The 18,813-nt window shown below is 69.3% G+C and carries 12 protein-coding genes; 11 read left to right on the top strand and 1 reads right to left on the bottom strand.

Annotation, left to right across the window (positions count from 1 at the left end):
• From A4W93_RS11535 to A4W93_RS11545, 3 genes are read left to right on the top strand one after another with little or no spacing between them, the layout of a single operon-like run.
• A complete protein-coding gene (locus A4W93_RS11535) occupies positions 1–363 on the top strand; it encodes an ArsC family reductase (protein WP_085750740.1) in 363 nt (120 codons plus the stop codon).
• A gap of 4 nt (positions 364–367) precedes the next feature.
• Complete coding sequence (locus A4W93_RS11540; protein WP_085750741.1) at positions 368–1,219, top strand: alpha/beta hydrolase; 852 nt, start codon at positions 368–370, stop codon at positions 1,217–1,219.
• Between the two features lie 26 nt (positions 1,220–1,245).
• The gene (locus tag A4W93_RS11545; protein ID WP_085750742.1) at positions 1,246–1,926 is read left to right on the top strand and encodes a DUF502 domain-containing protein; all 681 of its coding nucleotides are present in this window, start codon (positions 1,246–1,248) and stop codon (positions 1,924–1,926) included.
• A gap of 53 nt (positions 1,927–1,979) precedes the next feature.
• Here A4W93_RS11545 and acnA read toward each other — a convergent pair whose 3' ends face one another.
• Positions 1,980–4,700, bottom strand: a complete 2,721-nt coding sequence (acnA, locus tag A4W93_RS11550; RefSeq protein ID WP_085750743.1) for an aconitate hydratase AcnA — start codon at positions 4,698–4,700, stop codon at positions 1,980–1,982.
• A 287-nt stretch (positions 4,701–4,987) separates the two neighbouring features.
• On the opposite strand from acnA, the gene A4W93_RS11555 reads away from it, so the two are divergent.
• The 8 genes from A4W93_RS11555 (at position 4,988) to A4W93_RS11590 (ending at position 18,758) form a co-directional block, all read left to right on the top strand.
• On the top strand, positions 4,988–6,850 hold the full coding sequence (locus tag A4W93_RS11555) for an O-linked N-acetylglucosamine transferase, SPINDLY family protein (RefSeq protein WP_085750744.1): 1,863 nt from the start codon (positions 4,988–4,990) through the stop codon (positions 6,848–6,850).
• A gap of 24 nt (positions 6,851–6,874) precedes the next feature.
• A complete protein-coding gene (locus tag A4W93_RS11560) occupies positions 6,875–9,151 on the top strand; it encodes a type I secretion system permease/ATPase (RefSeq protein ID WP_085750745.1) in 2,277 nt (758 codons plus the stop codon).
• Positions 9,151–10,386, top strand: a complete 1,236-nt coding sequence (locus A4W93_RS11565) for an HlyD family type I secretion periplasmic adaptor subunit (protein WP_085750746.1) — start codon at positions 9,151–9,153, stop codon at positions 10,384–10,386. Before A4W93_RS11560 ends, A4W93_RS11565 begins: the two co-directional genes overlap by 1 nt.
• A gap of 121 nt (positions 10,387–10,507) precedes the next feature.
• On the top strand, positions 10,508–11,854 hold the full coding sequence (locus A4W93_RS11570; RefSeq protein WP_085750747.1) for a TolC family protein: 1,347 nt from the start codon (positions 10,508–10,510) through the stop codon (positions 11,852–11,854).
• 14 nt (positions 11,855–11,868) lie between these two features.
• Complete coding sequence (locus A4W93_RS11575) at positions 11,869–12,696, top strand: glycosyltransferase family 92 protein (protein WP_085750748.1); 828 nt, start codon at positions 11,869–11,871, stop codon at positions 12,694–12,696.
• 2 nt (positions 12,697–12,698) lie between these two features.
• A complete protein-coding gene (locus tag A4W93_RS11580) occupies positions 12,699–13,520 on the top strand; it encodes a hypothetical protein (RefSeq protein WP_085750749.1) in 822 nt (273 codons plus the stop codon).
• Positions 13,521–13,566: 46 nt separating this feature from the next.
• Complete coding sequence (locus A4W93_RS11585) at positions 13,567–14,685, top strand: glycosyltransferase family protein (protein ID WP_085750750.1); 1,119 nt, start codon at positions 13,567–13,569, stop codon at positions 14,683–14,685.
• Between the two features lie 152 nt (positions 14,686–14,837).
• Entirely contained in the window at positions 14,838–18,758 is a 3,921-nt protein-coding gene (locus A4W93_RS11590) for an nSTAND1 domain-containing NTPase (protein WP_169726531.1), read from the top strand.
• Positions 18,759–18,813 lie beyond the last annotated feature (55 nt).

Raw genomic sequence — 18,813 nt, forward strand, 5'->3', positions numbered from 1 at the left:
ATGAACCCGATCACGCTCTACGGCATCCCCAACTGCGACACCGTCAAGAAGGCCCGCACCTGGCTGGCCGGCCAGGGCGTCGAGGTCACGTTCCACGACTTCAAGAAGGCTGGCGTGCCGGTGGCGAAGCTGCCCGCCTGGATGAAGGCGGTCGGCTGGGAGCGCCTGGTGAACCGCCAGGGCACCACGTGGCGCAAGCTCGACGACGCGACGAAGGCCGCGGTGGTCGACGAGGCGTCGGCCGCCCGCCTGATGGCGGAGCAGGCCAGCGTCATCAAGCGGCCGGTGGTGGAATGGGCCGACGGCCGCGTCACCGTGGGTTTCGACGAGGCGGCGTTCGCGTCGCACGCGGCCAAGGCCTGACACCATGCGGGTGGGGCGTGCCGCACGCTGGGCCCTGGCCGGGCTGCTGGCCGTCTCCGGCCTCGTCTCCGGTTGTGCCGCCTTCGACGAGCAGCAGCGCCGCTGGGTGTTCCAGCCGGGGCAGCGCACGTGGGCCCGGGGGGCGTCCGAGGCCCAGGGCATGCAGGACGTGTGGATCGAGTTCACGTCGCGCGCCGAGGGCTCGCCCGTCCGCCTGCACGGCCTGTGGGCGCCGCAGGACGATCCCGCCGCGCCCCGCCTGCTGTACCTGCACGGCGCCCGCTGGGACGTGCGCAGCAGTTCGGGCCGCATCCGGCGCATGCACGAACTGGGCTTCGCGGTGCTGGCCATCGACTACCGCGGTTTTGGCGAAAGCACGGCTGAACTGCCCTCGGAGACCCGTTCCGTGGAGGATGCCCGTGCCGCCTGGGACTGGCTCGGCGCCCGCCAGCCCGAGGCGAAACGCTTCATCTTCGGCCATTCGCTGGGTGGAGCCATCGCCGTGCAACTGGCGGCCGACGCCGATGGGGTGGCCGGGCTGATGCTCGAGGGCACCTTCACGTCGGTGCCCGACGTCTTCCGCACGATGGAGTGGGGCTGGCTGCCCGTGGGGCCGTTCATCACCCAGCGCTTCGACTCGGCCGGGCGCATCGCCGAGGTCAAGGCGCCCGTGCTGGTGGTGCACGGCAGCGAGGACCGGCTGATCAAGCCCGAGCTGGGCCGGGCGCTGTACGAGCGTGCACCGGGCCCGAACAAGCGTTTCATCCTGGTCGAGGGTGGGTCGCACCACAGCACCAACGCCGTGGGCCAGGCGGCCTACCGGGAAGCGGTGGCGGAGCTCTTCGGTCTTCCCTGACACCCGGGTGTGGGAGACTCCGCACCATGAATTTCGCCGTCCGCCACCTGTCCCGCACCTTCTTCGCCGGCCTGCTCGCCGCGCTGCCGCTCGCGGCCACCGTGCTGATCTTCGTCTGGGTCGTGCAGCTGCTCGTGCAGTGGCTCGGCCCCGGGAGCCTCATCGGCCGCGTGCTGGTGGCCATCGGCATCGGGGCCGCCGGGTCCGTCATGGCGGGTTACCTGATCGGCATCGCCATCGTGATCGCCGCGGTGTACGGGCTCGGTGTCGTCGTCCGCAGCCGCGCGCGCAGCGTGCTGGCGCAGGCGGTCAACAACGTGCTGCAGCGCATCCCGGTCGTGCGCACCGTCTACGACCTCGTCAAGAAGTTCGTGGACCTGCTTGCGCAGAAGGAGGCCGATGGCGTCAAGTCGATGAGCGCGGTGTGGCTGCACTTCGGCGGCACCGGCGGTGCGGCCGTGCTGGGGCTGCTGTCGACGAAAACCCCGGTGATGGTCAACGGGCTGCCGTACCTGGCGGTGCTGGTGCCGACGGCACCGGTGCCGGTGGGGGGCGGGCTGCTGTACGTGCCGCAGGAGTGGGTGACGCCCGCCGACATCGGCGTCGAGGGCGTCACGAGCATCTACGTGTCGATGGGCATCACGTCCGACAAGTACCTGCCCACCCCTGAAACCACGGTCACCCCGGCGGACGCCGGGGCCCACTGACCGCAGGCGAGCCTTGGGGCGGTGGGTCCCGGCTTTCGCCGGGACGACACGGCTTACGCGGCCAGCAGCTGCCGCAGCACGAACGGCAGGATCCCCCCGTGCTTGTAGTAGTCCACCTCGATCGGCGTGTCGATCCGCAGCGTGAGGCTCACGTCGCGGCAGGTGCCGTCCGGATGGGTGATCACCAGCGTGGCTTCCTGCTGCGGCGTGAGTTCCGTGCCGAGGCGGATGTCGAAGGTCTCGTTGCCCTGGATGCCGAGCGATTCCCACGAGTCCGTGCCCTTGAACTGCAGCGGCAGCACACCCATGCCCACCAGGTTGGAGCGGTGGATGCGCTCGTAGCTGCGCGCCACGACCGCCTTGATGCCGAGCAGCTGGGTGCCCTTGGCGGCCCAGTCGCGTGACGAACCGGTGCCGTACTCCTCGCCCGCGAAGACGATGGTGGGCACGTTGGCCGCCATGTACTTCATCGCCGCGTCGTAGATGAACATCTTCTCGCCGGTAGGCTGGAACAGCGTGACGCCGCCTTCCTCGCGGCTGCCGTCGGCCGCCGGCGGGATCATCAGGTTCTTGATGCGCACGTTGGCGAAGGTGCCGCGCACCATCACGTCGTGGTTGCCGCGGCGCGAGCCGTAGCTGTTGAAGTCGGCCTTCAGCACGCCGTGGTCCTTGAGCCACTGCCCCGCGGGCGACTGCTCCTTGATGGAGCCGGCCGGCGAGATGTGGTCGGTGGTGATGGAGTCGCCGAACAGCGCCATCGCGCGGGCGCCTTCCACGCCGAGCTTCGAGTGGCCCGGGGCCATGTGGAAGCCGTCGAAGAACGGGGGCTTGGCGATGTAGGTGCTCTTGGGCCAGGAGTACACCTCACCCTTCACGCCGTCGATCTTCTCCCACAGCTTGCCCGGCTTCTCGGCCACCTGGGCGTAGTTGGCGCGGTAGACCTTCGCGTTCATCGCGAACTTCATCAGCTTCTGGATCTCTTCCGTCGAGGGCCAGATGTCCCCCAGCCAGACGTCCTTGCCGTCCTTGTTCTTGCCGACCGGCTCGGTCATCAGGTCGATGTTGGCGTTGCCGGCGATGGCGTAGGCGACGACCAGCGGCGGCGAGGCCAGGAAGTTGGCCTTGATCAGCGGGTGGATGCGCGCCTCGAAGTTGCGGTTGCCCGACAGCACGGCCGCGCAGATCAGGTCGTTGTCGACGATGGCCTGGCTCAGCGGCGCGGCCAGGTCACCCGCGTTGCCGATGCAGGTGGTGCAGCCGTAGCCGGCGAGCGTGAAGCCCAGCTTGTCGAGGTACGGGCTCAGGCCCGTCTTGTCGAGGTACTCGGTGACGATGCGCGAGCCCGGGGCGATGGACGTCTTGATGTGAGGCTTGACCGTCAGGCCGTGTTCGACGGCCTTCTTCGCGAGCAGGCCCGCGGCCAGCAGCACGGCCGGGTTCGACGTGTTCGTGCACGACGTGATGGCGGCGATGAGGATGTCGCCGTTGCGGATGTCGATGCCGTCGCTGGTCTCGTAGGCCTGGTGCAGCTTCTCGGCCGGCTGGTTGAACCCGTTGGCCGACGTGGGCTTCGAGAAGAGCTCCGTGAACTCCTTGCGCATCTTGCCGAGCTCGATGCGGTCCTGCGGGCGCTTCGGGCCGGCGAGGGACGGGGTCACGGTGGACAGGTCCAGCGAGACTTCCTTGGAGTAGTGGATGTCGCCCGAACGCGGCACGCCGAACATCTTCTGGGCGCGGAAGTAGGCCTCGAAGGCCTCGATCTCCTTCTTCGTGCGGCCGGTGCCCTCGAAGTACTCGATGGTCTTCTCGTCGACCGGGAAGAAGCCCATCGTGGCGCCGTACTCGGGGGCCATGTTGCCGATGGTGGCGCGGTCGGGGAGGGAGAGGGTGGCCGTGCCTTCGCCGAAGAACTCGACGAACTTGCCCACCACCTTCTCCTTGCGCAGCAGCTCGGTGACGGTGAGCACGAGGTCGGTGGCGGTGACGCCCGGGCGCAGCTGGCCCGTGAGCTCGAAGCCCACCACGTCGGGCGTCAGGAAGTACACCGGCTGGCCCAGCATGCCGGCCTCGGCCTCGATGCCGCCCACGCCCCAGCCGACCACGCCGATGCCGTTGATCATGGTGGTGTGGCTGTCGGTGCCCACCAGGGAGTCGGGGTAATAGGTGCCGTCCTGCTCGTGCACGCCGCGGGCCAGGTACTCGAGGTTCACCTGGTGGACGATGCCGAAGCCCGGGGGCACGACGCCGAAGGTGTCGAAGGCCTGCATGCCCCACTTCATGAACTCGTAGCGCTCGTTGTTGCGCTGGAATTCGAGCTTCATGTTCAGGTCGATGGCGTCCTTGGTGCCGTAGTGGTCCACCATCACCGAGTGGTCGACCACCAGGTCGACGGGCACCAGCGGCTCGATGCGCTTCGGGTTCTTGCCCTGCTCGATGGCCACGTTGCGCATCGAGGCCAGGTCGGCGAGCAGCGGCACGCCGGTGAAGTCCTGGAGCACCACGCGGGCGACGACGAACGGGATCTCGTCGACCCGGTCGCCGGTGGGGTTCCAGTTGGCCAGCTGCTCGACGTGTTCGGGGGTGATCTTGCGGCCGTCGCAGTTGCGCAACACCGACTCCAGCACGATCCGGATCGAGATCGGCAGCTTGTCGACGTTGGGGTAGACCTTGGCCAGCTCGGGCAGGGAGAAGAACTTGCCGGTCTTGCCGGACGCGGTCTTGAAGCTCTTGCGGGTGGCGTCGAACGCGTGGGAACCGGATTTCTTCGTGGCCATCAATGCTCTCCTGGGGGAATTCGACCTGGGGTTGTTCGGGGATTGTGCCGCTGCACCCGGCGCGGGGTGTGACAAGGGTCACGCGGCGCGACGCGACATCCTGCCACGCCCGGGGCGAACCTGCACGCCCTCGGGGAAGGGGCGGCGGGTCGGCCGCCAGAGGGAGGCGGGGCGGTTGACGCCCGGTCCGGGCCCGCGGAATAGTGCGCGAATCGCCCCCTTATTGATCCGACCGGAAGGCCGACGGCCTGACCACAATCGGGGGGCCTCATTCTTTTGCGTGGCCCATGACCGACTCCACCGCCCCCCGTCCGCCCACCGCGGGCAGCGCTGCCGCGACGTCCCCGACCGACCTCGAGCGAGAAATCGCCCTGGCCAAGTCCGGGGGCATGGGCCTGGGCGACCTGCTGGAACGGGCCGAACAGCTGAACCGCCGGGGCCTCGTCGAGGGGTCCGCCCAGCTGTACGCCGAGTGGATCGCGTCCACCGACTCGCCGCACCGCCACATCGCCTGCTTCAACTGGGGCACCGTGCTCGGCGCGCTGCGCCGCCCGCTGGAGGCCGAAGCGGCCTACCGCCAGGCGCTCGACTTCAAGCCCGAATTCCTGCAGGCCCGGGTCAACCTCGGCCACCAGCTGGAGCAGCAGGGCCGGGTGGAAGAGGCCCTGACCGAATGGCGGATGGCCATCGACGAGACCCGCGAGACCCTGCCGGGCGCCTTCGAGCTGCGCCTGCACGCCATCAACAACTCCGCGCGGCTGCTCGAGACGCAGCGGCGCTACGACGAGGCCGAGGCATTCCTGGTGCGCAGCCTGCGCCTGAAGCCGAACCAGTCCGACGTCATCCAGCACTACGTGCACGTGCGCCAGAAGCAGTGCAAGTGGCCCCAGTACGAGCCCGTGGGCGATGTGACGATCAACCAGCTCGTGGTGGGCACGTCGCCGCTCGCGATGCTGAGCGCGACCGACGACCCGGCCCTGCAGCTGATGGCCGCCCAGCGCTTCGTGCACGAGCGTGTGCCCAAGCCGGCCGAGACGCCGTACCACGTGGGCAAGCCCGCCCGCACCGGCCGCGTCCGCATCGGCTACCTGTCGGGTGACCTGTGCATGCACGCGGTGGGCCTGCTCACCGCCGAGCTGTTCGAACTGCACGACCGCAGCCGCTTCGAGGTGTTCGCGTTCTGCTGGAGCCGTGAGGACGGCACGCCGCTGCGTGCCCGCCTGCGCGCGGCCATGGACCACTACATCCCGCTCGCCGGCCTGGACGACGACACCGCCGCCCGCCGCATCGCCGACTGCGGCATCGACATCCTGATCGACCTGCAGGGCCTGACCAACGGCGCCCGCCCGGCCATCCTGGGCAAGCGCCCGGCGCCGGTGCAGGCGAGCTACCTGGGCTTCCCGGGCACCACCGGCCTGCCGGGGGTGGACTGGATCATCGCCGACCCGTTCGTGATGCCGCCCGAGCTGCAGCCGTACTGCACCGAAAAACCCCTCTACGTGCCGCACTGCTACCAGGTGAGCGACCGCAAGCGCGAGATCGGGCCCACCCCGACCCGCGCCGACTACGGCCTGCCCGAGGACAAGTTCGTCTTCTGCTCGTTCAACAACAACTTCAAGTTCACCGACACGCTGTTCCGCACGTGGATGCGCGTGCTGGCCGAGGTGGAGAACAGCGTGCTGTGGCTGCTCGCCGACAACGAGTGGTGCCGCGAGAACCTGCTGGCCGAGGCCGACGCCCATGGCGTCGCGCGCGACCGCCTGATCTTCGCGCCCCGTGTCGCCCCGCCCGAGTACCTGGCCCGCTTCCCGCTGGCCGACCTGTTCCTCGACACCTTCCCGTACAACGGCGGCACCACCGCGAGCGATGCGCTGTGGATGGGCCTGCCCATCCTGACGCTGTCGGGCCGCACGTACATCTCGCGCATGGCCGGCAGCCTGCTGACCAACGTGGGCCTGCCCGACCTGGTCACGTTCGACGTGGCGAGCTACGAGCGCCTCGCGGTGCAGCTGGGCAAGAACCCGATGCGGGTGGCCTCGCACAAGCGCTACCTCGCCGAACACGGCCGCCAGTCGCGCCTCTTCGACGTGCCGGCGCTGGTGCGTGACCTCGAGGCGGCCTTCGAGCCGCTCGCGCTCGCCCACCGCTGAGCCGAAGGCCCCTGACCCCCGACCATGTCCGCCCGCCAGGAACCCTTTCTGAACGACGAGCAGGCGCTCGCCGCGGCTTCGGCCGCCGGTGACGCCGGGGGCGGCGACGACCCCCTGCTGCAGTCGCTCGTCTGGCTGACGCGGCACCACGGGCGCGAGCGGTCGGCCGCGTCGCTGATGTCCGGCCTGCCCGTGACGGGTGCGCTCGGGCCCGACCAGGCCATCCGCGTGATGCGCGAGGCCGGCTTCAACGCCGGCATGATCCAGCGCAAGCTGCCCGACATCCACGCGCTGCTGCTGCCCGCCGTGCTGCTGCTGCGCAATGGCGACGCCTGCATCGTCGTGCGCCGCCATCCGCCGGGAGAGGGCGGGGCGCGCTACGACGTGGTGATGCCGGGTGCCGAGTTCCACGCCTGCGAGGCCGCCGAGGCGGAGCTGCAGACCGAATACACCGGCGTCGCCTTCGTGGTGTCGCCGCAGCCCGTCGCACGTCCCCAGCGCGAGGACATCCTGCGCGACCCCGGCAGCCACTGGCTGTGGGGCACGATGCGCCGCTTCCTGCCGTACTACCGCTCGGCGCTGCTCGCCGCGCTGCTGAGCAACCTGCTGATGATGGTCACGGGCCTCGTCACCTCGGTCGTGTTCGACAAGGTGATCCCGCACCAGGCCTTCGTCACGCTGTGGGCGCTGGCCACCGCCGCCACGCTGGCGCTGGTGTTCGACATGCTGTCGCGCCAGCTGCGCAGCCACCTGATCGACACCGCGGGCAAGAAGAGCGACAACATCATCGGTTCGCTGCTGTTCCGCCAGAGCCTGGACGTGCGCATGGAACACCGCCCGGCCTCGGCCGGCGCCTATGCCCACCAGCTCGCCCAGATCGAGGTGGTGCGCGAGTTCTTCGCCGGCGCCACGCTGTCGGCCCTGAGCGACCTGCCGTTCATCGTGCTGTTCGTCGGCATGGCCTTCGTGATCGGCGGCCCGCTCGGCTGGGTGCTGGTGCTGGCCATCCCGCTGATCCTCGGCATGGCCGTGATGATCCAGGCGTCGCTGCGCCGCTCGATGCGGGCCAACATGGCCCACCAGGCGGACCTGCAGGGCGTGCTCGTCGAGGCCGTCGAGGGCCTGGAGGACCTGAAGGCCATGGGCGCCCAGGGCCGGTTCCTGGAGCGGTATGAAGAAGCCAACGCCGCCGCGGCGGCGTCGGCGCTGAAGTCGCGGTCGATGGCCGCGTGGACGAACAACCTGTCGAGCGCTGCGCAGCAGGCCGTCACCATCGTGATGCTGGTGTGGGGCGTGTACCTGATCCAGGCGGGCGAGATCACCGGCGGTGCGCTGATCGGCGCGGTGATGCTGGCCGGGCGCGCCATCGGGCCGCTCAGCAGCGTCGTCAACCTCGCCACCCGCTACCAGGGCGCCCGTGCGGCCATGGTGTCGCTGGACCACCTGATGTCGCTGCCGGTCGAACGGGAAGTGGGCCGCGCCTACGTGGCGAACCACGAGATCAACGGCCGCCTCGGCCTGCAGGAAGTGGGCTTCGCCTACCCGCCGGTGGGCGAGGAACCGGCGCCGAAGGTGCTCAAGGGCGTGACGCTGAAGTTCGAGCCGGGTGAACGTGTCGCGATCCTCGGCCGCATCGGCAGCGGCAAGTCCACCATCCTGCGCCTGCTGGGCGGGCTGTACCAGCCCACCGAGGGCATGGTCGAGGCCAACGGCATCGACCTGCGCCAGATCGATCCGGCCGACTTCCGCGGGAAGGTCGGCTTCGTCTCGCAGGAGCCGCGCCTCTTCAACGGCACGCTGCGCGAGAACGTCACGATGGGCCGCGGGTCCATCGACGCCGCGCGCCTGACCGAGGTCGCCAAGGTCACCGGGCTCGACCGCATGATCGCGTCGCACCCGCAGGGCTGGGAGCTGCCCGTGGGCGAGATGGGCGGGCTGCTGTCGGGCGGCCAGCGGCAGCTCGTCGCGCTGGCCCGCTGCCTCGTCACGCAGCCGCAGATCCTGCTGATGGACGAACCCACCAGCTCCATGGACGCGCAGTCCGAGATCCTGTTCCTGCGCCAGCTGAAGGAAGCCGCCGGCAACCGCACGCTGATCATGGTCACGCACCGCCCGGCCGTGCTCGACCTCGTCAACCGCATCGTGGTCGTCGACAGCGGCAAGCTGGTGATGGACGGCGCCAAGGGCGCGGTGCTCGCCGCGCTGTCGGGGCAGAAGCCCGCGGCCGCCGCGGCTGACGCGCCGCAGAACGTGCACATGCACCCGTCGACCCAGCCGGTCCAGCGCGAGGCGTCCGTCTGATGTTCGACTTCCTGAAAAAACGCACGGCCGACCCGGCGCTCAAGAACGGCGACACGCGTTACCTGACGCAGCTGCGCGCCGCGCAGATCGTCGAGGACACGCCCCGCATCACGTGGGCGCTGTACCTGATGCTCACGATCGTGGTCACGGCCATCGTGTGGGCGTCGATCGCCCGGGTGGACGAGGTGACCCGGGCCGACGGCCGCGTGGTGCCGGACGGCCGCGAGCAGGTCATCGCCAGCCTCGAAGGCGGCCTGCTGCGCGAGCTGTACGTGCGCGAGGGCATGCAGGTGCAGGAAGGCCAGGAGCTGGTGCAGCTCGACCCCACGCGGTTCGAGTCGCAGCAGAACGAAGGCCAGGCCAAGCGGCTGGCGCTGAAGGGCACCGTGTCGCGGCTGTCGGCCGAGGCCATGGGCCGCCCGCTGAAGTTCCCGCCGGACGTGACCGAGTCGGCCAGCATCGTCGCGGCCGAGACCGAGGCGTACGGCGCGCGCAAGTACGCGCTGGATGCGGCGGTGTCCGCGAACCAGCGCAGCGTCGCGCTGCTGATGAAGGAACTCGGGGTGTCCGAGGCCATGGCGGCCAAGGGCCTGATGTCCGACGTCGAGGTGATGCGCCTGCGCCGCCAGGTCAACGACCTGCAGCTGCAGAGCCAGGAGCGGGTCAACAAGTTCCGCCAGGACGCCAGCACGGAACTCGTGCGCGTGCAGACCGAACTGGCCCAGCTCGACGAGCAGATCGCCGGCCGCGCCGACGTGCTGCGCCGCACCGTGCTCACGTCGCCCGTGCGCGGGCTCGTGAAGAACATCCGCACCAACACCATCGGCGGGGTCGTGAGCCCCGGCGCGCCCATCATGGAGATCGTGCCGCTCAGCTCGCGCGTGCTGGTGGAGGCGCGCATCAAGCCGAAGGACATCGGCTTCGTGCGCGTCGGCCAGGCGGCCGAGGTCAAGCTCGCCGCGTACGACTACACCACCTTCGGCGGCGTGAAGGGCAAGATCGAGTACATCAGCCCCGACGCCCTGGGCGAGGCGGACAAGGGTGTCGTCTCCGACCAGACCTACTACCGCGTGCTCGTGCGCGGCGAGCGCATCACGCTGAAGCAGGGCGGCAAGCCGCTGTCGGTGCTGCCCGGCATGACGGCCGTGGTGGAGGTGCGCACGGGTGAACGTTCGGTGCTCGATTTCATCCTCCGTCCGATGATGAAATCGCGGGAAGCGTTCCGAGAGCGTTGACCCGCGCGGGCCGCGGAACTGGCCCGGTTTTCCCCCTGCTTTCCCGGCATCACGCCCCCCTCCGTTGCGATGTACTTGAGGGCAGCCGCACGTGCGGCCACCAGATCGCCGGAGTGACCTCATGAACCGTTCCCTGCCCCGTCTGACACGCCTGTGCGGTGTGCTGGCGGCCGCCTGCATCGCCTGGCCCGCCGCGGCCCGCTGCCTCGACGACGAGATCATCGTCGAGGCCCGCATCGGCAGCGGCAAGGAGGCCGTGCCCACCACGGCCCAGGGGCCCCGCATGGACATCCATGGCCTCGTGAAGGAAGCCATCCGCCGCAGCCACGCCATCGGCGCGGCCAAGCTGCTGGCCGAGGCCGCCGCCGACGACGCCGAGGAACAGCGTGTCGCCCGCTACCCGCGGGTCGACGTGGGTGGCACCCTCGGCCGGTCGGGCTCGATGGTCGAGGGCTACCCCGACCAGGTGGGCAACCAGGCCCGCGGCGGGCTCACCGTGACGATGCCCCTCTACGACGGCGGACGCATCAGCCGCCTCACCGAATGGCGCAGCCAGCTGGCCGAGGCGGCCCGCCTGGGCGAACTGACCGCCGAGGAACAGATCGGCCTGCAGACCGTGTCGCTGGTGCTGGAACGCGGCCGCTACCGCGTGCAGGGCCAGGTCTACCAGCAGTACGCCCGCAAGATGAGCTGCCTCGTGCAGGCGCTCGAGACCATCGTGTCGGCCGACAAGGGCCGCGCCAGCGAACTGGTGCAGGCCCGCAAGACCGAACAGCAGGCCGAACTCGCCCGCGTGCAGACCGACTCCGCGATCAAGCAGATCGAGGTGCGCCTGCGCCGCTTCGTGGGCGACGCGCTGCCCGCCGACGACGCCATCCCGAACGGCCTGCTCGCGCTGCCCGACCTCCGGCAATTGCTCGAGGAGGCCGAACGCTCCAGCGAGATCGCGGCGATGACGGCCCAGGCCGAGGCGAGCGACCGCTACGCGCGCGCCGTGGTGGCCGGCCAGCGGCCGCAGGTGAGCGCGTCCGTGACCGGCTCCAAGGTCAAGGGCATCGACAACCAGAGCTCGTACTTCGCGGGCCTGAGCATCAACATCCCCCTCTACAACGCCGGCAACGACTACAGCGCGAGCGCCGCCCGCAAGCGCGCCGACGCCGCCCGCCTGCAGCGCGCCGACGCGCTCGAGGCCCGCAAGTTCCGCATGGCCGAGGTGCACGAGCAGGCCTCGGCCGCGTTCGACCGCGCCCGCCGCACCGTGGGCATCGTGCGCGACAGCGACAAGGTGCGCAACTACACGCTGCAGCAGTGGCAGCAGCTCGGCAAGCGTTCGCTGTTCGACGTGATGTCGTCCGAGAGCGAGCACTACAACATGCGCATCGCCTACGTCAATTCGCTGTACGACGGCCAGCAGGCCACCGCGATGATGTGGTCGCTGGGCCTCGGCGTGCTGTCGCGCCTGCAATGAACGGAACGTCTTCCATGCAGCAGATCGCCATCACCTCCATCCAGCGCAACCGCGGCCCCTGGGTCGTCGAATGGGTGGCCTTCCACCTGCTGATGGGCTTCACGCGCTTCCACCTGTACTGCCACAAGACGGACGACGGCATGACCGAGACGCTGCTGAAGCTGTCGAAGTCGTACCCCATCACCGTGCACCGCGTGGACGCCGACGACCGGCCCCAGATCGCGGCCTACCAGCATTCGTGGGCCACGCATGGCAACGATGTCGACTGGATGGCGTTCATCGACGGCGACGAGTTCCTGTACCCCACGAAACACCGCACCATCGGCGAGGCGCTGGCCACGTTCGACGGCCAGGAGCTCTCGGCCATCGGCGCCTACTGGCGCTGCTACGGCAGCAGCGGGCACGTGGACGAACCCACCGAGGGCCTCGTGGTGCAGAACTACCCGCGCCACAGCAGCACCGACTTCCTGCCGAACCGTCACGTGAAGTCCATCGTGCGCGGCCGCCAGGAGGGCGTGAACATCCAGACGTCCCACGTGTTCGGTACGCCGAAGGGCACCTTCGACGAGCGCCTGCGCCCCATCAACCACGGGTGGATGAAGGGCCTCGAGCCGTCGTACGACCTGCTGCGCATCAACCACTACACGGTGCAGAGCCACGAGTTCTTCCGCAAGACGAAGCAGAACATCGGCGCACCCGACGCGAACCCGAACCTGATCCGTCCCGATTCCTGGTACGCCGAGTACGACCGCAACGAATGCGACGACGGCGTGTCCTACAACTTCCTCGTGCCGCTCAAGCTCAAGGTGCGCGAACTCCAGGCCGCGATCGCGGCCGCCTGACCATGACCCAACCCACGCCGGTCCACCTGTACCAGATCGCCTACTCGGACGCCACGCTCGCGGCCATCGAGCCGGGCTACCGCGTGCTCGACAACCTCGCGAACGAACGGCCGGACTGGTACGAGTACTGGCCCATCCGCCAGTTCCTGGCCCGCGAGACGCTCGACGAGGGTGCCTTCTACGGCTTCTTCTCGCCGAAGTTCGGCCGCAAGACCGAACTGACCCATGCCCAGGTCACGGCGTACGTTCAGGCCGCGGACGACCACGACGTGGTGCTGTTCTCGCCGCAGCCCGACATGGGTGCGTTTTTCCTGAACGTGTTCGAGCAGGGCGAGACCTTCGATCCCGGTTTCATGGAGGCCGTCGAAGGCTTCCTCGACTCCATCGGCCGGCCGGAGCCCGTGCGCACGATGGTGATGGACTCCAACCTCGTCGTCTTCTCGAACTACTTCGTCGCCCGCCCCGCCTTCTGGCGCGCGTGGGCCGCGATCACCGACGCCTTCTTCCAGCTGTGCGAAGGACCCGACTCGGTGCTGAAGGCCCGCTGCGTGGCCGCCACCAGCTACCCCGGGGCCGCGCAGCGCAAGGTGTTCATCCAGGAGCGCCTGGCCTCGCTGCTGCTGGCCACCGAGCCGCACTGGCGCGTGAAGGCCGCGAACCCGTTCGGCTTCGGCTGGTCCATGACCCGCTTCCGGCAGCACCCGCACGAGGCCATCGTCAGCGACGCGCTGAAGACGGCCTACCTCAAGCAGGGCTTCCCGGAGTACCTCCGCGCCTTCGGCGAGATCCGCAGCCGCTTCGCCGCGGCCGGCAAGGCGGCCTGAGGAGCCGTCCCGGCCGTCGTACGATAGCGCGCTCCAGGGAGCGCGCATGGCGACGGTATACCGGGTCGGACCCGACAACGACATTGCACTGAAACTCGACCGGGTGTCGTTCGACCCCCGGTCGCACCGGCTCGTCATCGAGGCCGACGGGCGCGCCTATCGCCTGGCCGTCACCGGCATGGGGGAGGGCGGCTGGATCCGCCTCGACGACGCCGCGTTCGCCGTGGAGCGGGTGCTCGTCGCGCACCGCGACGCCCAACTGGTGCTGGCCATCACCGATGCGGCCCACGCGAGCCGGCTCGCGACCGAGCCGCTCGCCTTCCACCAGTCCTTCTTCGCACCCCTCGTCGACTTCAACGCGGTCCCGCTGCCCGGCTTCAGCGTGGCGCCGTACGTGCCGCCGGCACAGCTGGCCGTGTGCACGCACGTCTACGACGATCCCACGATGCTGCGCGTGTGGGAGCGGCACTACGCGCGCTTCGTGCCGAACGAGCACCTCTACGTGATCGACCACGGCTCCACCACGCCCGCCCGCGAGGTGCTGCAGCCCGCGACCCAGCTCGTGCGCCTGCCGCGGGGCGCCGCCGACCAGGCCAACATCGCGCAGTTCTGCAACGGCTTCCAGCGCTTCCTGCTGACGCAGTACCGGTGGGTGATCCACGTGGACGTGGACGAGCTGCTGGTGCCGCAGGACGGCTTCGACGCCTTCGTCGCCCGCCTGGCCGCCGATCCCGGACCGCCGCGCATCGTGGAACCGGCCCATGCGACCGACCTCGTGCAGCACCCGGACCTGGAGGCGCCGGTGGACCTGTCCGCGCCACTCACGTCCCAGCGCCGCTTCCTCGTGCCCAACGCCGAGTACCTCAAGCCCGCGCTGGTCTCCCGCCCCGCCACGTGGGGCCCGGGCTTCCACTACGCGGTGGAGTCGTTCGCGGTCGTGTCCGATCCGCTGCTGTGGATGGTGCACCTCGCGAAGGCCGACGTGGGGCTGTGCGTCGAACGGAACCGCAAGTGGCTCGGGACGCCGCGGTCGGCGACGGACCAGGTGCGGGTGGACCACACGCACCGGCGGGGGGACGAGGGGCAGACGCGGGAGGCGTTCCTGGCGTTGCTCGCGGGGCGGTCGGTGCTGCAGGTGCCGGGGTGGATGCGCGGGATGTTCTGAGGCACGGCCCGCGGCATCATCAACCGAGATGATGCCGGTCTCCGAACTGCGCTGGATTGGCGTCAGACTTCCCCATGCCGAGGCGCGGCCACAGAGTCGCCCGTCAAGGAGCCTCGGCGAATCCAGGGGGGATCGTCATGGAAGCAGGGCGCTTGGGGCAGTGGCTGTCGACGGTGGAAGGCGCGGGCAAGGCCCTGCTCGCCGTGATCGGGATTCCGGCGGCGGTCTTCGCGGCGGTGAACGAATCGTTGAAGGGGATGCTGCCCGACGTGCTGCTTCCCTGGACGCCGCGGGTCGTCGCAGGCGTGCTGGTCGTGTGGCTCTTCGTGGTCGCTTGGCGAAGTTTCCGCCGTTACGACATCGCCAGCCGCCTGGAACAGCCCGACCTGTTCACGCTCAAGCCGAAGGATGCGGCCTCGCTCATCGGCCGAGCCAAGGACCTGCAGGAACTGCTTTCGACGATTCGCCGGAACCGGCTCGTGCTGCTGGACGGTGAATCCGGCTGCGGCAAGTCCGCGCTGGTCGGTGTGGGCGTGGTGTCCGAGTTCGAAGGCGGTGCAGAGTTCCTGCCTTTGCTGGTGCGCGACTGGGGCGAGCGCTGGATCGACGGCCCGCTCGCGGCCACGCTGGAGGTGCTGTGGCTACGCCTGTCCGTGCCGGACCGGGAGCGCCTCGATTGGCGCACGTCCCCTGACCTGTCGGCGCCGCCGGAGGCGCTGGCGAATCTGCTCTCGCATCAGTTGAAGGCGGTTCACGAGGTCCTGCACAAGCGACCGCTGTTGATCGCCGACCAGTTCGACGATCACCAGGCGCAGCACCGCGCCCGCTTCCTCGATCCAGAGGGCAACTGGCTGACGCCGACGGCGCTTGCGGAAGGCAACGTGTTCTGGCGCATCGTGCGCGACGCGATCGAGGCGGGGCGCCTGCACCTGCTGGTGGTGACCCGCTCCGACACGGCGGCCGGCTTGGCTTCCGTCAGGTTCCTGCCGGAAGACCGGCTCGCGACCCGGAGCCTGCCGAGGATCGACAACGAGTACCTCCGTCCCTTGCTGCTGAACGTGGCACCGGACGACGCGAAGCCGCAGGTCGTCAGCAATCCGGCCGAGGGGTGGCACGAACTGCGCGAGAGGCTAGAGCGCGATCTGAAGGCGGAGGGCGCGATCCTGATGCAGCAGGTGCGCACCGTGCTGCTGGGCCTGCGCCAGCTGGGGCTCCTGACACCACGGCGGTACCTCGCGGTGGGGGGCCTGCGTGGAGTCGAGACCCTGATGGTCTCGCATGCGCTGAGACAGGCCGCGCGCGCGGAGGGTGGGGGCGAGACCGCCCTGCGCCGCGCGCGGGCGGTGCTGGCGAGGCTGGTGCTGCCAGGGAACGCAAACCGGGCGCCGAAGGCCCAGCGTGCGACGCTGTCGGACCTGAGCGCGGCCGCGGGCGATCGCCAGCGCGCCGAGGCCATCCTGGGCACGTTGCAGGATGCCGAGGTGGCGCGGCCGGCGGAGTCGGCCGATCGGGGGCACGCCTGGCAGCTGGACCACGACTACCTGGCCCGGGCCGTGATCGGCGAGGCCCGGCAAGCGGATCGCTGGGCCAGTGCACTGCGTGACGGACATGCGCGCTTCTCCGCAGCCACGGGCTGGCGTGAGCGGTGGCTGGTGCTGCTGGCGCCACTCGTGCTCGCGCGCATCGGATGGGAGCGGGGGCGGCGGCGCCTGTCGTTCGGTGAGTCGGGGCGATACGTCGGGTTGAGCGTGCTCAAGCAGGCGGTGATCGCCGCCTGCCTGGTGGCAGCGGTCCTGCTGGCCGTCGGCTGGAATCAGTCGCGGTTGCTGACTGAGCGGGCCCGGGAACTTGTGGACCGGATCGGTTCGAGTGGCAGCAGCCAGGCGGTGCTGGAGGTGTGGCTCGCGGACGAGCGGCTTCGCACCCGGCTGCATGAACTGGTCCAGGGGCGCCCGTTGCTTCTGGAGCGGGTGACTGCCAGCGGATGGCCGCTCGCGCATGCAGGCTTCGAGGCGGCTACGACGCGGGAGTCGGCCCGGATGCTGAGGGATCGGATCCTCAAGGAGTCGGACAACGCGTTGGCGGCGGCCATGGTCCGGGTGTACGTGAACGTGGCCTCGAGGCTGTCGGATCCGGCTGTCGTCCAGTCGGAGGTGGATGCGTGGCGGGCTCCGTTGTTCAGCGAGGAGCTGATCGAACGCCAGGATCTGCTGAAAGGCATCTATCAGGAGGTGACAGGTCGACTGGAGGAGCCTCGGGCGGTGAGCGCGGAGATGGTCCTGGTTCGCGAAAGATTCCTGAGCAAACCGAAAGCGCTCGGCCTCACGACCTTCGGGGATCTGTACAAGGCGTTGGTCATGCGCGTGCGTGACCCTGAGGTGCTGAAGAAAGAGGCCACCGTGTTGCGGAGCACACTCAGCGACGAGGAAGATGCCGAGACGCGGGCCGAGCGGATGTCTGCCTATGCGACGGTGGTCACGCAGTTGAAGGACGACGCGATCATCACGTCCTCGGAGGCGGTACTGCGGACCTGGATACAGAAGGGAGATCCCAAAATTCTCAAGGGCGCATTCGGCGTCTATGAAGATGTGATCGCGCTGCTGCGGGATCCCGTCGCGGTGCGGTCGGCAACGGACGCGCTGCGGGATCAATGGCAGACCGAGAAGGGAGGCGCGAGAGCCGGCATGCTGGTCTCGGCCTACGGGGCGGCCGCATTGCGGCTGGATCGAACGGAAGCCGATGCCCTCAGGTCGGCAGCGACGGCGCTGCGCGAGGTGTTGGTCGAAGAACGGTGGATGCAGCTCTCCGAGCGTCTGGGCCGAACCTATGTCGCGGTGCTGGGCCGCCTGGCCGACCGGTCGTTCACCGTGTCGGAGGCCGGTGAGTTGCTGGGCGCACTTTCGAGGCCAAGGGACATCGACCTCGACGGACGGACCACGTCGCGGTGCATCGATGTCTATGTCGCGTTGGCCGAGCGTACGCCAGAGTTGCGAGGGGCGAAGTCCGCCCTTTCCTCGATTCGTGGCCGCCTGTTCGAAGCCGAACGGCCGGGCGACGGAGCCACACCCAGTGCACGCGCCCAGATCATTCGCCGCAGGATGATCAACCTGACCAAGTCCTACGTCAGGGTTTCGACGCTGCTCAAGGATCCTGCGGAAATCAAGGCGGAACTGGTCGCGCTGCGGGAAGTGCAGGCGCAGGACCTCGCAGTCGGCTTCGCCGAGACCTGGGGATCGCTCTATGCCGCCACGGCTCGTCGGTTGCAGGACCCGTTGGAGGTGAAGACACAAGCGGGCGAGTTGCGGGAATCGCTGCTGCAAGAGACCCGGCCCGACTGGGCGGGCGGCCTGGCGGTGGCGTATGGCGCGGTGGTGCGGCAACTGAAGGACGTCGATGCCTTGAAGGCGGAGATGTTGGCGTGGCAGCACGCACTGGTCCAGTTGAAGGAACGCAACGTCGTCGACCAGTTCGCCAGCCCCTACGCTGCGGCGGCTGGCAATGTGCGTGACCCGCAACTGCTGAGGGCGGCTGCGGTGGCGCTGCGGGCGCAATGGACGGAATCCCGCAGCGAGGCTCGTTCTGCGCGGTTCTTCGAGGCCTACACGGAAGTCGCCCGGCGCCTGCAAGGCGTCGATCCGCGCGGCTCGGAGGTGACGGTGCTGCGTGGCCTGATGCTCGAGGAGAAGACCGCCGCCGGCCTCGGCGAGTTGGCCGAGGCCTACGCTTCCGTCTCGTCCGAACTCGACGACGTCGAGGCCCTGAAGCTGGCCGGGACCACGCTGCGCGACCGGCTCATGGGCGAACGGGACGACTTCACGGCGGGCCGCCTGGCAGCGGCCTATGCGGTCGTGGCCGTCCCGTGGTTCCAGCGGGCCGCCGACGCGGACCGGCGTAGCATCGTGCGGGACATCCTCCTCCTGTGTGGGCACCCGAACGTCGTCGACCCTGGGCAGTTGCTGGTCGCACTGGACCAAGTCTCGGGCGAAAAGTTCAACGGCAACATGGTCAAGGCCGTGGCGTGGGCCGGCAAGGAACATGGGCTGCGGCCGAGGGAACTCCGCCCGGCGCAATGAAAAAAAATCGGCCCGCCTCACCAACCCCCCGAAGGAAGCTGGCCAGGCGGGCCGA

It is taken from the genome of Piscinibacter gummiphilus (assembly GCF_002116905.1).
Lineage (GTDB): Bacteria > Pseudomonadota > Gammaproteobacteria > Burkholderiales > Burkholderiaceae_C > Rhizobacter > Rhizobacter gummiphilus.

What these genes read in the sequence shown, in the direction of transcription:
- A4W93_RS11535 (WP_085750740.1), top strand. Translation starts at nt 1, where the DNA reads ATGAACCCGATCACGCTCTACGGCATCCCCAACTGCGACACCGTCAAG.
- A4W93_RS11540 (WP_085750741.1), top strand. Translation starts at nt 368, where the DNA reads ATGCGGGTGGGGCGTGCCGCACGCTGGGCCCTGGCCGGGCTGCTGGCC.
- A4W93_RS11545 (WP_085750742.1), top strand. Translation starts at nt 1,246, where the DNA reads ATGAATTTCGCCGTCCGCCACCTGTCCCGCACCTTCTTCGCCGGCCTG.
- acnA (WP_085750743.1), bottom strand. Translation starts at nt 4,700, where the DNA reads ATGGCCACGAAGAAATCCGGTTCCCACGCGTTCGACGCCACCCGCAAG.
- A4W93_RS11555 (WP_085750744.1), top strand. Translation starts at nt 4,988, where the DNA reads ATGACCGACTCCACCGCCCCCCGTCCGCCCACCGCGGGCAGCGCTGCC.
- A4W93_RS11560 (WP_085750745.1), top strand. Translation starts at nt 6,875, where the DNA reads ATGTCCGCCCGCCAGGAACCCTTTCTGAACGACGAGCAGGCGCTCGCC.
- A4W93_RS11565 (WP_085750746.1), top strand. Translation starts at nt 9,151, where the DNA reads ATGTTCGACTTCCTGAAAAAACGCACGGCCGACCCGGCGCTCAAGAAC.
- A4W93_RS11570 (WP_085750747.1), top strand. Translation starts at nt 10,508, where the DNA reads ATGAACCGTTCCCTGCCCCGTCTGACACGCCTGTGCGGTGTGCTGGCG.
- A4W93_RS11575 (WP_085750748.1), top strand. Translation starts at nt 11,869, where the DNA reads ATGCAGCAGATCGCCATCACCTCCATCCAGCGCAACCGCGGCCCCTGG.
- A4W93_RS11580 (WP_085750749.1), top strand. Translation starts at nt 12,699, where the DNA reads ATGACCCAACCCACGCCGGTCCACCTGTACCAGATCGCCTACTCGGAC.
- A4W93_RS11585 (WP_085750750.1), top strand. Translation starts at nt 13,567, where the DNA reads ATGGCGACGGTATACCGGGTCGGACCCGACAACGACATTGCACTGAAA.